Origin of the sequence: Streptomyces albidochromogenes (assembly GCF_005981925.1) — a bacterium.
Classification (GTDB): domain Bacteria; phylum Actinomycetota; class Actinomycetes; order Streptomycetales; family Streptomycetaceae; genus Streptomyces; species Streptomyces albidochromogenes.
The window spans coordinates 1-12642 of the sequence record NZ_VBVX01000198.1 but is presented as its reverse complement, the minus strand read 5'-3'; the positions used below and the strand labels follow the sequence as shown (position 1 = coordinate 12642).

12 protein-coding genes are annotated in these 12642 nt (G+C 71.7%); 11 read left to right on the top strand and 1 reads right to left on the bottom strand.

Annotated features, from left to right (window positions below):
• Positions 1-2073 (bottom strand): ATP-binding protein (locus E2E34_RS23060; RefSeq protein ID WP_167518357.1); only part of this gene is annotated, 2073 nt, incomplete at its 3' end.
• Between the two features lie 146 nt (positions 2074-2219).
• Here E2E34_RS23060 and E2E34_RS23055 point away from each other — a divergent pair.
• The 11 genes from E2E34_RS23055 to E2E34_RS23005 all read left to right on the top strand — a co-directional run bounded on the left by E2E34_RS23055 (position 2220) and on the right by E2E34_RS23005 (position 12384).
• Positions 2220-2651 (top strand): DUF948 domain-containing protein, encoded by a 432-nt coding sequence (locus E2E34_RS23055; RefSeq protein ID WP_138897878.1) that lies wholly within the window; start codon positions 2220-2222, stop codon positions 2649-2651.
• 7 nt (positions 2652-2658) lie between these two features.
• Positions 2659-2970: a DUF6167 family protein gene (locus E2E34_RS23050; protein ID WP_138903825.1), complete on the top strand. Its 312-nt coding sequence runs from the start codon at positions 2659-2661 to the stop codon at positions 2968-2970.
• Complete coding sequence (alaS, locus tag E2E34_RS23045; RefSeq protein WP_138903824.1) at positions 2970-5639, top strand: alanine--tRNA ligase; 2670 nt, start codon at positions 2970-2972, stop codon at positions 5637-5639. The genes E2E34_RS23050 and alaS overlap by 1 nt, the downstream gene beginning before the upstream one ends.
• Positions 5639-6103: a Holliday junction resolvase RuvX gene (ruvX, locus tag E2E34_RS23040; RefSeq protein ID WP_138897875.1), complete on the top strand. Its 465-nt coding sequence runs from the start codon at positions 5639-5641 to the stop codon at positions 6101-6103. Before alaS ends, ruvX begins: the two co-directional genes overlap by 1 nt.
• Before the next feature lie 128 nt (positions 6104-6231).
• Entirely contained in the window at positions 6232-7965 is a 1734-nt protein-coding gene (gene mltG, locus E2E34_RS23035; RefSeq protein WP_138903823.1) for an endolytic transglycosylase MltG, read from the top strand.
• Entirely contained in the window at positions 7962-8786 is an 825-nt protein-coding gene (locus E2E34_RS23030) for a shikimate dehydrogenase (RefSeq protein ID WP_138903822.1), read from the top strand. Before mltG ends, E2E34_RS23030 begins: the two co-directional genes overlap by 4 nt.
• Positions 8787-8826: 40 nt before the next feature.
• Positions 8827-9015: a hypothetical protein gene (locus E2E34_RS23025; protein WP_138903821.1), complete on the top strand. Its 189-nt coding sequence runs from the start codon at positions 8827-8829 to the stop codon at positions 9013-9015.
• A 129-nt stretch (positions 9016-9144) separates the two neighbouring features.
• Positions 9145-10329, top strand: coding sequence for a chorismate synthase (gene aroC / locus E2E34_RS23020; RefSeq protein ID WP_138903820.1), 1185 nt, complete (start codon positions 9145-9147; stop codon positions 10327-10329).
• A gap of 38 nt (positions 10330-10367) precedes the next feature.
• Positions 10368-10850 carry a shikimate kinase gene (locus tag E2E34_RS23015; protein ID WP_138903826.1) on the top strand — a complete coding sequence of 161 codons (483 nt, stop codon included), beginning with the start codon at positions 10368-10370 and terminating at the stop codon, positions 10848-10850.
• Positions 10847-11941, top strand: coding sequence for a 3-dehydroquinate synthase (gene aroB, locus E2E34_RS23010; RefSeq protein ID WP_138903819.1), 1095 nt, complete (start codon positions 10847-10849; stop codon positions 11939-11941). The genes E2E34_RS23015 and aroB overlap by 4 nt, the downstream gene beginning before the upstream one ends.
• Entirely contained in the window at positions 11938-12384 is a 447-nt protein-coding gene (locus E2E34_RS23005; protein ID WP_138903818.1) for a type II 3-dehydroquinate dehydratase, read from the top strand. Before aroB ends, E2E34_RS23005 begins: the two co-directional genes overlap by 4 nt.
• The last annotated feature ends 258 nt before the right edge of the window (positions 12385-12642 follow it).

The following is a 12642-nucleotide window of genomic DNA, read 5'->3' as shown; positions in this document are numbered from 1 at the left end:
CCCTTCGAGGGCCCTGGCCACCGCCGCGTCCAGGGGCAGCGAGGCGCCCTCGCACCGGAACGTCTCGTACCGGCCGTCACCGAGACGCTCGCGCGCCTTGCGCTCGCAGAGGGCGTGCGGCGCGTTGTAGTACGCCGAACCGAACAGCGGCAGGCCCACCGACGGCCAGATCCGCTCGGCCGCCCCTTGCAGCACCGCCGCCTCCGCCGGATCGCCGGCGTCCAGGGTGACCAGCGCCAGCAGCTCCAGGGCCAGCACCACGCCGAGCAGGTCGTGGAACGCGTGGTCGATGGCCAGGCACTCCAGCAGCAGGTCGCGCGACCGCTCCAGCCGGCCTTCCGTGTGCGCCGCGTACGCCAGGACGTACAGCGCGTACGCGAGAGCCCAGCGTTCCCCGTGGTCCTCGCAGACCTCGGTGACCTCCTCGCAGATGGCCACCGCCTGGGCCAGGTCGCCCCGGAAGGCCACGGCCATCGCCAGTTCGATCCGCGCCATCAGCACATTGCTGTTGAGCTCGCCGATCTCCTCGTACCGCGCCAGCGCCTCACGCAGCAGTTCCTCGGCGCGCGCCATGTCGTCGGAGACCAGCGCCAGGCAGCCCGAGCGGTGCACCGCGTACGCCGCCGCCGCCGCGTTCCCGCTCAGCTCCGCGCCCTCGCGGCACTCCTGGAGGGCGGCGAGCGCCCCGACGGCGTCGCCCTGGAGCACCGCCACGTAACCGAGCACCCACAGCGCCTTCAGCCGGTGCGCCCGGTGCTCGCCCTCCGGCTCCAGCGCGTGGTCCAGCCAGTGCCGCCCCTCCGCCAGGCGCCCGCAGCCGACCCAGTAGAACCACAGGGTGCCCGCCAGGTACTGGCCCAGGTGCACGTCCCGGGGATGTTCGAGCGAGTACTCCATCGCCCGGCGCAGGTTGGGCAGTTCACTGTCGACGCGCGCGGCCACGTCGGCCTGCCTGGGGCCGAACCAGTCCAGCTCGCACCAGGTGGCGAGCCCCAGGTACCAGTCGCGGTGCCTGCGGCTCACGCGCTCCGCGTCGCCCATGGCCTCCAGCCACTCGGCGCCGTACTCCCGCACGGTGTCGAGCATCCGGTACCGCACACCGGCCGCCGTGTCCTCGCGGATCAGGACGGACTGCGCGATCAGGTCGGTGATCAGGTCGAGGACGCCGAGCACGCTGTCGTCCAGGAGCTCCGGGCCGCCGCAGACGTACTCGGCCGCCTCCAGGTCGAACTGCCCCGCGAACACGGACAGGCGCGCCCACAGCAACCGCTGCTCGGGCGTGCAGAGTTCATGGCTCCAGCCGATCGCGGTGCGCAGGGTCTGGTGGCGGGGAAGGGAGCCACGCGCCGATCCGGTCAGCAGCCGGAAGCGGTGGTCGAGCCGGTCGAGCACCTGCTGGACCGACAGGGCCGTCAGCCGGCCCGCCGCCAGTTCGATCGCGAGCGGGATCCCGTCCAGGCGGCGGCACAGCTCGTGCACGGCGTCGCTGTCGGCCTCGGTCGGCCGGAACCCGGGCCGCCCGGCGGCCGCCCGGTCGGTGAAGAGCCGTACCGCCTCCGGGCCGGGCATCGGCGGCAGCGCGAAGGTCTGCTCGCCGTCGACGCACAACGGCAGCCGCCCGGTGGCCAGCACGGTCAGCCCGGGCGCCCGCCGCAGCAGATCCCTGGTCAGTCCGGCGACGGCGTCGACGAGGTGCTCGAAGCCGTCGAGCACGAGCAGCGTGTCGCGCCCCGCGAGATGCTCCGCCAGCACCGCGCGCGGCGGCTTGCCGGAGTGGTCGGTCAGCCCCATCGCCTCGGCCAGCGCGTGCTCCAGCAGGCCCGGGTCCGTGAGCGCGGACAGCTCGGCGAGCCGGACGCCGTCGCAGTACCGTTCCTGCGCCTCGCACGCCGCACGCAGGGCGAAACGGGTCTTTCCGACGCCGCCGACCCCGGTCACGGTGACCAGCCGGGCCTCCTCCAGCAGGCGGCCCAGTTCCAGCAGTTCCGCGCGGCGCCCGACGAACCGGTTCAGCTCGGCCGGGAGTCCGCCGTGCGCGGGGGAGTGGGACACGGGAGGGGAAGTGCGTCGCATAGGACACGGAGCGTACCGATCCGTAAGCACTCCGTACAATCGGGCCGGACGGCTCCCGCTCCCCGGCCGCAATGCGGTACGGACCCGGAGCCCCGGCGCGATAGGCTCGCAGAACGACTTTTCTCAATGTCAGGGAGCGGTGCAACGTGTCCGGTGGAGAGGTGGCCGGCATCCTGGTTGCCGTCTTCTGGGCGATCCTGGTCTCCTTCCTCGCCGTGGTTCTGGTGAGGCTGGCCCAGACGCTGAGGGCGACGACCAAGCTTGTCGCGGACGTGACCGAACAGGCCGTCCCGCTGCTGGCGGACGCGTCCGCCACCGTACGGTCCGCGCAGACCCAGCTCGACCGGGTCGACGCCATCGCGACCGACGTCCAGGAAGTCACCTCGAACGCGTCCGCGCTCTCGACGACCGTCGCGTCGACCTTCGGCGGCCCGCTCGTGAAGGTCGCCGCCTTCGGGTACGGCGTCCGCCGGGCGCTCGGCCGCGACAAGGACGCTCCGGCGCAGCAGCCGTCGCGTCGCACTGTGATCGTCGGCCGGACCGTGCCGTCCGCCCGGCGCAGGAAGCGGAAGGGCTGAAGCCGCAATGTTCCGCCGTACGTTCTGGTTCACCGCCGGCGCCGCCGCCGGCGTGTGGGCCACCACCAAGGTCAACCGCAAGATCAAGCAGCTGACGCCCGAGAGCCTCGCCGCGCAGGCCGCCGACAAGGCGGTCGAAGCAGGCCACCGGCTCAAGGAGTTCGCGCTCGACGTCAAGGCGGGAATGGCGCAGCGCGAGACCGAACTCGGTGAGGCGCTCGGCCTCGAAGCGCGCAGAGACCCGCAAGCCGTCGAGTACCGACGCGTCGCCGCTCTCGACCACACCAAGCATTCGTACAACCGGAATGAGGACCACTGATGGAGTCGGCTGAAATCCGCCGCCGCTGGCTGCGCTTCTTCGAGGAGCGCGGACACAACGTCGTGCCTTCGGCGTCGCTCATCGCGGACGACCCGACCCTGCTGCTGGTCCCCGCGGGCATGGTGCCCTTCAAGCCGTACTTCCTCGGCGAGGTCAAGCCGCCCGCCCCGCGCGTCACCAGCGTGCAGAAGTGCGTGCGCACGCCGGACATCGAAGAGGTCGGCAAGACCACCCGGCACGGCACGTTCTTCCAGATGTGCGGCAACTTCTCGTTCGGCGACTACTTCAAGGAAGGCGCCATCTCGTACGCCTGGGAGCTGCTCACCGGCTCCGTGGCGGACGGCGGCTTCGGGCTCGACCCCGAGCGGCTGTGGATCACGGTCTACCTCGACGACGACGAGGCCGAGCAGATCTGGCGCGACAAGATCGGCGTACCCGCCGAGCGCATCCAGCGCCTGGGCAAGAAGGACAACTTCTGGTCCATGGGCGTCCCCGGACCGTGCGGCCCGTGCTCCGAGATCAACTACGACCGCGGCCCCGAGTTCGGAGTCGAGGGCGGCCCGGCCGTCAACGACGAGCGCTACGTGGAGATCTGGAACCTGGTCTTCATGCAGTACGAGCGCGGCGCCGGCGACGGCAAGGAGGACTTCCCGATCCTCGGCGACCTGCCGTCGAAGAACATCGACACGGGTCTCGGCCTCGAACGCCTCGCGATGATTTTGCAGGGCGTGCAGAACATGTACGAGACCGACACCCTGCGCGTCGTCATGGACAAGGCCACCGAGCTCACCGGCGTCCGCTACGGCGCCGACACCGGCTCGGACGTCTCGCTGCGCGTCGTCGCCGACCACATCCGTACCTCGGTGATGCTCATCGGCGACGGCGTGACCCCGGGCAACGAGGGCCGCGGCTACGTGCTGCGCCGCATCATGCGCCGCGCCATCCGCAACATGCGCCTCATGGGCGCCACGGAGCCGGTCGTCGCCGAGCTCGTCGACGTGGTCGTCACCACCATGGGCGAGCAGTACCCGGAGCTGCTGACCGAGCGCAAGCGCATCGAGACGGTCGCCGTCGCCGAGGAGGCCGCGTTCCTGAAGGCCCTCAAGGGCGGCACCAACATCCTCGACACCGCCGTGACGGAGACCAAGGCCGCCGGCGGCCAGGTCCTCTCCGGCGACAAGGCGTTCCTGCTCCACGACACCTGGGGCTTCCCGATCGACCTCACCCTGGAGATGGCCGCCGAGCAGGGCCTGTCCGTGGACGAGGACGGCTTCCGCCGCCTGATGAAGGAGCAGCGGGACCGCGCCAAGGCCGACGCCAAGGCCAAGAAGACCGGCCACGCCGACGTCTCCGCCTACCGCGAGGTCGCCGACAACTCCGGCTCGACGGAGTTCACCGGCTACACCCACACCGAGGGCGAGTCGACCATCGTCGGCCTGCTCGTCGACGGACTGCCGTCGCCTGCCGCCACCGAGGGCGACGAGGTCGAGGTCGTCCTCGACCGCACGCCGTTCTACGCCGAGGGCGGCGGCCAGCTCGCCGACACCGGCCGCATCAAGCTGGACACGGGCGCCGTCATCCAGGTCCGCGACGTGCAGCAGCCGGTCCCGGGCGTCTCCGTCCACAAGGGGTCGGTCCAGGTCGGCGAGGTGACCGTGGGCGCCTCCGCGTACGCCGCCATCGACCTGAAGCGCCGCCGCGCCATCGCCCGCGCCCACAGCGCTACGCACCTGACCCACCAGGCGCTGCGCGACGCGCTGGGCCCGACGGCCGCCCAGGCCGGTTCGGAGAACTCGCCGGGCCGCTTCCGCTTCGACTTCGGCTCGCCGAACGCCGTACCGGGCACGGTGCTGACCGACGTCGAGCAGAAGATCAACGACGTGCTGGCCCGGGAACTCGACGTCCAGGCCGAGGTCATGTCGATCGACGAGGCCAAGAAGCAGGGCGCCATCGCCGAGTTCGGCGAGAAGTACGGCGAGCGCGTGCGCGTCGTGACCATCGGCGACTTCTCCAAGGAGCTGTGCGGCGGCACGCACGTCCACAACACCGCCCAGCTGGGCCTGGTGAAGCTGCTCGGCGAGTCCTCGATCGGCTCCGGCGTACGGCGCATCGAGGCCCTGGTCGGCGTCGACGCGTACAACTTCCTGGCCCGTGAGCACACGGTCGTCGCCCAGCTCCAGGAGCTGGTCAAGGGCCGTCCCGAGGAGCTGCCGGAGAAGATCTCCGGGATGCTCGCCAAGCTCAAGGACGCCGAAAAGGAGATCGAGAAGTTCCGCGCGGAGAAGGTCCTCCAGGCCGCCGCGGGTCTCGCCGCCGGCGCCAAGGACGTGCGCGGCGTCGCGGTCGTCACCGGTCAGGTGCCCGACGGCACCTCGGCCGACGACCTGCGCAGGCTGGTCCTGGACGTACGCGGCCGCATCCCGTCCGACCGCCCGGCGGTGGTGGCGCTCTTCACCACCGCCAACGGCCGCCCGCTGACCGTCATCGCCACCAACGAGTCCGCCCGCGAGCGCGGTCTCAAGGCCGGTGACCTGGTCCGTACGGCGGCCAAGACCCTCGGCGGCGGCGGTGGCGGCAAGCCGGACGTCGCCCAGGGCGGCGGACAGAACCCGGAGGCCATCGGCGACGCCGTGGCCGCCGTCGAGCGCGCTGTCGGCGAGAGCGCCTGATGCGACGCGGCCGTCGCCTTGCGATCGACGTCGGGGACGCCCGGATCGGGGTCGCCTCGTGCGACCCCGACGGGGTGCTGGCCACGCCGGTGGAGACCGTGCCGGGACGCGACGTCCCGGCCGCCCACCGGCGGCTCGGGCAGCTCGTCGAGGAGTACGAACCGATCGAGGTCGTGGTCGGCCTCCCTCGCTCCCTCAGTGGGGGCGAGGGGCCGGCGGCGGTCAAGGTCCGGGCGTTCGCCCAGGAGCTCGCTCGCGGCATCGCACCCGTTCCGGTACGACTGGTCGACGAGAGGATGACCACAGTGACGGCCAGTCAGGGGCTGCGCGCTTCGGGCGTGAAGTCCAAGAAGGGCAGATCTGTGATCGACCAGGCGGCCGCGATCGTCATCCTTCAGAACGCTCTGGAGGCCGAACGGGTCTCCGGGAGTCCCCCGGGCGAGGGCGTCGAAGTGGTTGTCTGATCGCGATACGGTAACGTTCCGCGCGATGCGGCGGTGTTCGAACAGCTGCCGCACAAAGAAGAGGCGGACCGGATGCCGTGCCCCCACGCGCGAAGCAGCCACCGCCTCGCGGCACACTATGGGGTTTCATGACTGAGTACGGCCGGGGCGCAGGCCACGAACCGTGGCATCCCGAGGACCCGTTGTACGGGGACCAGGGGTGGGCAGGGCAGCAGGCCGGACAGGGCACGCAGGACCCGTACGGCGGCCAGCCACAGCACTACCAGCAGGAGCCGCAGCAGTACCAGCACGACCCGCAGCAGCAACACGACCAGCAGCAGTACCAGCACGACCCGCAGCAGCAACACGACCAGCAGCAGTACCAGCACGACCAGCAACACCAGCAGCAGCAGCCGTACTACGGCGGCGGGCAGCACTACACCGAGCAGCAGCAGTACGGCCACAACGGCGGCTGGGACGCGCCGCAGCAACAGGAGCCGGTGCCGTACGGAATGAACCCGGCGGCCGACCCCTACGCCGGCCAGCAGCCCGCCTACGGCGCCGACGGGACCGACTACTACGCCGCGCCGGACGCGTACCCCCCGCCGCAGCCCCCCGGCCGGCGCCACGCGCCCGAGCCGGAACCGGCGGCCGAGTGGGACGCGGAGCAGGAGGCCCCCGAGGAACACCCGTTCTTCACGGGCGCCGACGACGGCGACGACGCGGAAGCGGACGAGCCCCGCGAACCCCGGCGCGGCAGGGGCGGCAACGACCGCCGCGGCGGGAAGCCCAAGAAGAAGAGCCGCAACGGGACGGCGTGCCTGTTCGTCGCGGTGGTCCTGGTCGGCGGCGTGGGCGGCCTCGGCTACTTCGGATACCAGTTCTACCAGGACCAGTTCGGCGCCCCCGAGGACTTCGCGGGCAGCGGCACCGGGTCCGTCGAGGTCGAGATCCCCAAGGGCGCGGGGCTCGGGCAGATCGGCAGCATTCTCGCCCGCAAGGGAGTCGTCAAGAGCTCGGGCGCCTTCGTGTCGGCGGCGACGGCCAACCCGAAGAGCCAGGGAATCCAGCCCGGCGTCTATCCGATGAAGAAGGAGATGTCGGGCAAGGCGGCCGTCGATCTCATGATCAACCCGTCGAACCTCAACGCCCTCATCGTCAAGGAGGGCGAGCGGAACGTCGGGATCTACGAGGCGATCGACAAGAAGCTGAAGCTCGACTCCGGCACCACGGAGGACGTCGCCGAGAAGGAGTTCAAGGACCTCGGCCTGCCCGAATGGGCCAACGACAACCCCGAGATCAAGGACCCGCTGGAAGGCTTCCTCTACCCGTCGCGTTACGACATCGGCGGGAAGTCGACGCCCAAGTCCGTGCTCAAGGAAATGGTGACGCGGGCCAAGGCGAAGTACGAGGCCGCGAACGTCGAAGCCGAGGCGGAGCGGCTCGGGCTCGAATCGCCGATGCAGCTCATCACGGTGGCGAGCCTCGTCCAGGTCGAAGGCAAGTACAAGCACGACTTCGAGAAGGTCTCCCGGGTCGTCTACAACCGGCTCAAGCCGAACAACACCGAGACGGTGGGACGGCTCGAATTCGACTCCACGATCAACTACATCAAGGCCGAGAGCAGGCTGGACATCGGGGCCGTCGACAGTCTGCGGCAGATCAAGGACCCGTACAACACGTACGACATCAAGGGCCTGCCGCCGGGCGCCATCAGCAACCCCGGCGCCGACGCGCTGCACTCGGCGATCAACCCGAAGCCCGGCCCCTGGTACTACTTCGTGTCGGTCACGGCGGACAAGACCCTCTTCGCGGTGACCAACGCCGAGCACGAGAAGAACCGGCGGCAGTACGAGGAAGAGCTGGAGAAGTCCGGACAGTGAGCACGACCCGTCGCGCGGCCGTCCTCGGCTCGCCCATCGCCCACTCCCTCTCGCCGGTGCTCCACCGCGCCGCGTACGCGGAACTCGGTCTCGACCACTGGTCGTACGACCGCTTCGAGGTGGACGAGGCCGGGCTGCCGCGCTTCTTCGCGGAGCTCGACGCGTCCTGGGCGGGGCTGTCCCTGACCATGCCGCTCAAGCGGGCCGTCATCCCGCTGCTCGACGAGATCAGCGACACGGCGGCCGCCGTCGAGGCGGTCAACACCGTGGTCTTGAGGGAGGACGGCCGGCGCCTCGGCGACAACACCGACATCCCGGGGATGATCGCCGCCCTGCACGAGAGGGGCGTCGAGAAGGTCGACTCCGCCTCGGTCCTCGGCGCCGGAGCCACCGCCTCCTCCGCCCTGGCCGCCCTCTCCCGGCTGTGCGCCGGCCCGGTGACGGCGTACGTCCGCAGCTCCGCCCGGGCCGACGAGATGCGGCAGTGGGGCGAGCGGCTCGGCGTCGACGTACGGATCGGCGACTGGGCCGAGGCCGGCCGGGCGTTCGACGCGCCGCTCGTCGTCGCCACCACCCCGGCCGGTACGACCGACGCGCTGGCCGGGGCCGTGCCGGACCGCCCCGGCACGCTCTTCGACGTGCTGTACGAGCCCTGGCCCACGGCGCTCGCGGCGGCCTGGTCCGCCCACGGCGGCGCGGTCGTCGGCGGCCTGGACCTGCTGGTCCACCAGGCCGCGCTCCAGGTGGAGCAGATGACCGGCCGCGCCGCGCCGCTCGCCGTCATGCGGGCCGCCGGCGAGCGCGCACTCGCCGCCCACTAGGATCTGCGGAGAACCGCAGGTCACAGGGGGCGAAGCGATCATGAGCAGGGCGACGGAGCAGTCACTGGCGGCGCCGGACCTGCTGAAGCTGACGCTGTACCTCCTGCCGGAGTGGCTCCGTATCGCGCTCGGCGCGGCCGTTCTGCTCCTGATGGCGGCCTACGGCGTCGGCCGTCTGAGGCGCGCCGTGGCGGCACGGCGGAGCCCTTCAGCGCGTCCCGCGAAGTGAGAAGGCCGTCCGTCTGATGGACCGGCGGCCGGGTCACCGGCCCGGTCGTGGGAGGATCAGGGGTGGCGGGCCAGGGCCGCGCACCCGGTCGCGCCGTCGCAGTTCCAGGCGCGAGCATGAGGAGCACCGTTGAGCAGGTTGCGCTGGCTGACCGCGGGGGAATCCCACGGCCCCGCACTCGTCGCGACGCTGGAGGGCCTTCCCTCCGGTGTCCCCGTCACCACGGAGATGGTGGCGGACGCGCTCGCCCGGCGGCGGCTCGGCTATGGGCGCGGCGCGCGGATGAAGTTCGAGAGGGACGAGGTCACGTTCCTCGGCGGCGTACGCCACGGCCTGACCATGGGCGGCCCCGTCGCGATCATGGTGGGCAACACCGAGTGGCCCAAGTGGGAGCAGGTCATGGCGGCCGACCCCGTCGACCCCGACGAGCTGGCCCAGCTGGCGCGCAACGCGCCGCTGACCCGCCCGCGCCCCGGCCACGCCGACCTCGCCGGCATGCAGAAGTACGCGCTGGACGAGGCCCGGCCCGTACTGGAGCGCGCGAGCGCCCGCGAGACCGCCGCCCGCGTCGCGCTGGGCACCGTCGCGCGCTCGTACCTGAAGGAGACCACCGGCGTCGAGATCGTGTCGCACGTGGTGGAGCTGGCCGCCGCCAAGGCGCCGTACGGCGTCCTGCCCGTGCCCGCCGACGAGGCGCGGCTCGACGAGGACCCGGTGCGCTGCCTGGACGCCGACGCGTCGAAGGCGATGGTCGCGGAGATCGACCAGGCCCACAAGGACGGCGACACGCTCGGCGGCGTCGTCGAGGTGCTGGCGTACGGCGTGCCCGTCGGCCTCGGCTCCTTCGTGCACTGGGACCGCCGGCTCGACGCGCGGCTCGCCGCCGCGCTGATGGGCATCCAGGCGATCAAGGGCGTCGAGGTCGGCGACGGCTTCGACCTGGCCCGGGTGCCCGGTTCCAAGGCGCACGACGAGATCGTTCCCACCGCCGAGGGCGTACGCCGCACCTCCGGGCGGGCCGGCGGCACCGAGGGCGGCATGTCCACCGGCGAGCTGCTGCGCGTACGGGCCGCGATGAAGCCCATCGCCACCGTGCCGCGCGCGCTCGCCACCATCGACACCGCCACCGGCGAGGTCGCCGCGGCCCACCACCAGCGTTCCGACGTGTGCGCCGTCCCTGCGGCCGGCATCGTGGCCGAGGCCATGGTCGCGCTGGTCCTCGCGGACGCCGTCGCGGAGAAGTTCGGCGGCGACAGCGTCGGTGAGACCCGGCGCAACGTCCAGGGCTACCTCGACAACCTGGTCGTGCGGTGAGTGAGGCAGGCGGCCCGCTGGTCGTGCTCGTCGGGCCCATGGGGGTCGGCAAGTCGACCGTCGGCGAGCTCCTCGCCGCGCGGCTGAACGTGCCGTACCGCGACACGGACGCCGACATCGTCGAGGCCGAGGGCCGGCCGATCGCCGAGATCTTCGTCGACGAGGGCGAGGCCCACTTCCGCGAGCTGGAGCGGCAGGCCGTACGGGCCGCTCTCGCCGCGCACCCGGGCGTGCTCGCGCTCGGCGGCGGCGCGGTCATGGACGACGGCACGCGGGCGGCCCTGGCCGGGCTGCCCGTCGTGTACCTCTCCATGAACGTCACCGAGGCGATCAAGCGGGTCGGGCTCAACACGGCACGCCCGCTGCTGGCCGTCAATCCGCGCCAGCAGTGGAAGCAGCTGATGGAATCGCGCCGTCATCTGTACGCCGAGGTGGCCCACGCGGTGGTCGAGACGGACGACCGCACCCCCGAAGAGGTCGCACAGGCGGTCCTCGACGCACTCGAATTGAAGGAAGCATGACGGAGCAGGCAGTCACCCGTATCCAGGTCGGCGGCAGCGAGGGCGCGGAGCCGTACGAGGTGCTGGTCGGCCGGCAGCTGCTCGGCGAGCTGCCCGGGCTGATCGGCACCCGCGCCCAGCGCGTCGCCGTCCTGCACCCGGAGGCGCTCGCCGGCACCGGTGAGGCGATCCGCGAGGACCTGGCGGCCCAGGGGTACGAGGCCATCGCGATCCAGCTGCCGAACGCGGAGGAGTCCAAGACCGTCGAGGTCGCGGCGTACTGCTGGAAGGCGCTCGGGCAGACCAACTTCACCCGCACGGACGTGATCGTGGGCGTGGGCGGGGGAGCCACCACCGACGTGGCCGGTTTCGTCGCGGCGACCTGGCTGCGCGGGGTGCGCTGGATCGCCGTGCCGACGACGGTGCTCGGCATGGTCGACGCGGCCGTCGGCGGCAAGACGGGCATCAACACCGCCGAGGGCAAGAACCTCGTCGGCGCCTTCCACCCGCCCGGCGGCGTGCTCTGCGACCTGGCGGCGCTGGACTCCCTGCCGGTCAACGACTACATCAGCGGCCTCGCCGAGATCATCAAGGCCGGCTTCATCGCCGACCCGGTGATCCTCGACCTGATCGAGGAGGACCCCGCGGCGGCGCGTACGCCCCAGGGACCGCGCACCGCCGAGCTGATCGAGCGCGCCATCCGGGTCAAGGCCGACGTCGTGTCGAGCGACCTGAAGGAATCCGGCCTGCGCGAGATCCTCAATTACGGCCACACGCTCGCGCACGCCATCGAGAAGAACGAGCGCTACAACTGGCGCCACGGCGCGGCCGTCTCCATCGGCATGGTCTTCGCCGCCGAACTGGGCCGCCTCGCGGGCCGGCTCGACGACGCGACCGCCGACCGCCACCGCACGGTGCTGGAGTCGGTCGGCCTGCCGCTCGCCTACCGGGGCGACCAGTGGCCCAAGCTGCTGGAGACCATGAAGGTCGACAAGAAGTCGCGCGGCAACCTGCTGCGCTTCATCGTCCTCGACGGGCTCGCCAAGCCGACCGTCCTCGAAGGCCCCGACCCGGCGGTGCTGCTCGCCGCCTACGGCGAGGTGTCCAAGTGACCGCCGCCCGGCGCGTGTTCGTCCTGAACGGGCCCAACCTGGGCCGGCTCGGCTCGCGCGAGCCCGACGTGTACGGCGCGACGTCGTACGCCGGGCTCGTCGAGGAGTGCGGACGGCTCGGCAAGGAGCTCGGCTTCGACGTGGACGTACGGGAGACCAACGACGAGGGCGAGCTGATCCGCTGGCTGCACGAGGCCGCGGACGAGTCAATTCCGGTCGTTCTCAACCCGGGCGCCTTCACGCACTACTCGTACGGAATGAGGGACGCGGCGGCCCAGCGCACCGCGCCGCTCATCGAGGTGCACATCTCGAACCCGTACACCCGCGAGGAGTTCCGCCACACGTCGGTGGTCGCCGCGGTCGCCAGCGGTACGGTCGCGGGCTTCGGGATCGGCTCCTACCGCCTCGCCCTGCGCGCGCTCGCCGAGGAACTCGGCGGCTGACGGGGCACTCTGGACCTGCCCCCGCCGTTCACAGTAGAACGGCGGGGGCAGGTACCTTTCGGTAGGCCCGGGCCGTCCTGGTCCGCCAAGAGTCGCCTGTACGAGACGGAGTCGCACCGGATGCAGCACGCAGTGGGGGCTCCGCTGCCACCGCCCCAGAGGCCCACCGCGGGGTGGGCACACGGCGCCCCGCAACCCGCCGGACCCCACGCGGGCCCGCCTCCCGGGCCCGCGGGGCCTCCAGGGCCTCCAGGGCCC

Excerpts from the sequence above, each read along its gene's own strand:
- alaS (WP_138903824.1), top strand. The coding sequence starts at position 2,970 with ATGGAGTCGGCTGAAATCCGCCGCCGCTGGCTGCGCTTCTTCGAGGAG.
- E2E34_RS23015 (WP_138903826.1), top strand. The coding sequence starts at position 10,368 with ATGGGGGTCGGCAAGTCGACCGTCGGCGAGCTCCTCGCCGCGCGGCTG.
- ruvX (WP_138897875.1), top strand. The coding sequence starts at position 5,639 with ATGCGACGCGGCCGTCGCCTTGCGATCGACGTCGGGGACGCCCGGATC.
- aroB (WP_138903819.1), top strand. The coding sequence starts at position 10,847 with ATGACGGAGCAGGCAGTCACCCGTATCCAGGTCGGCGGCAGCGAGGGC.
- E2E34_RS23050 (WP_138903825.1), top strand. The coding sequence starts at position 2,659 with ATGTTCCGCCGTACGTTCTGGTTCACCGCCGGCGCCGCCGCCGGCGTG.
- mltG (WP_138903823.1), top strand. The coding sequence starts at position 6,232 with ATGACTGAGTACGGCCGGGGCGCAGGCCACGAACCGTGGCATCCCGAG.
- E2E34_RS23025 (WP_138903821.1), top strand. The coding sequence starts at position 8,827 with ATGAGCAGGGCGACGGAGCAGTCACTGGCGGCGCCGGACCTGCTGAAG.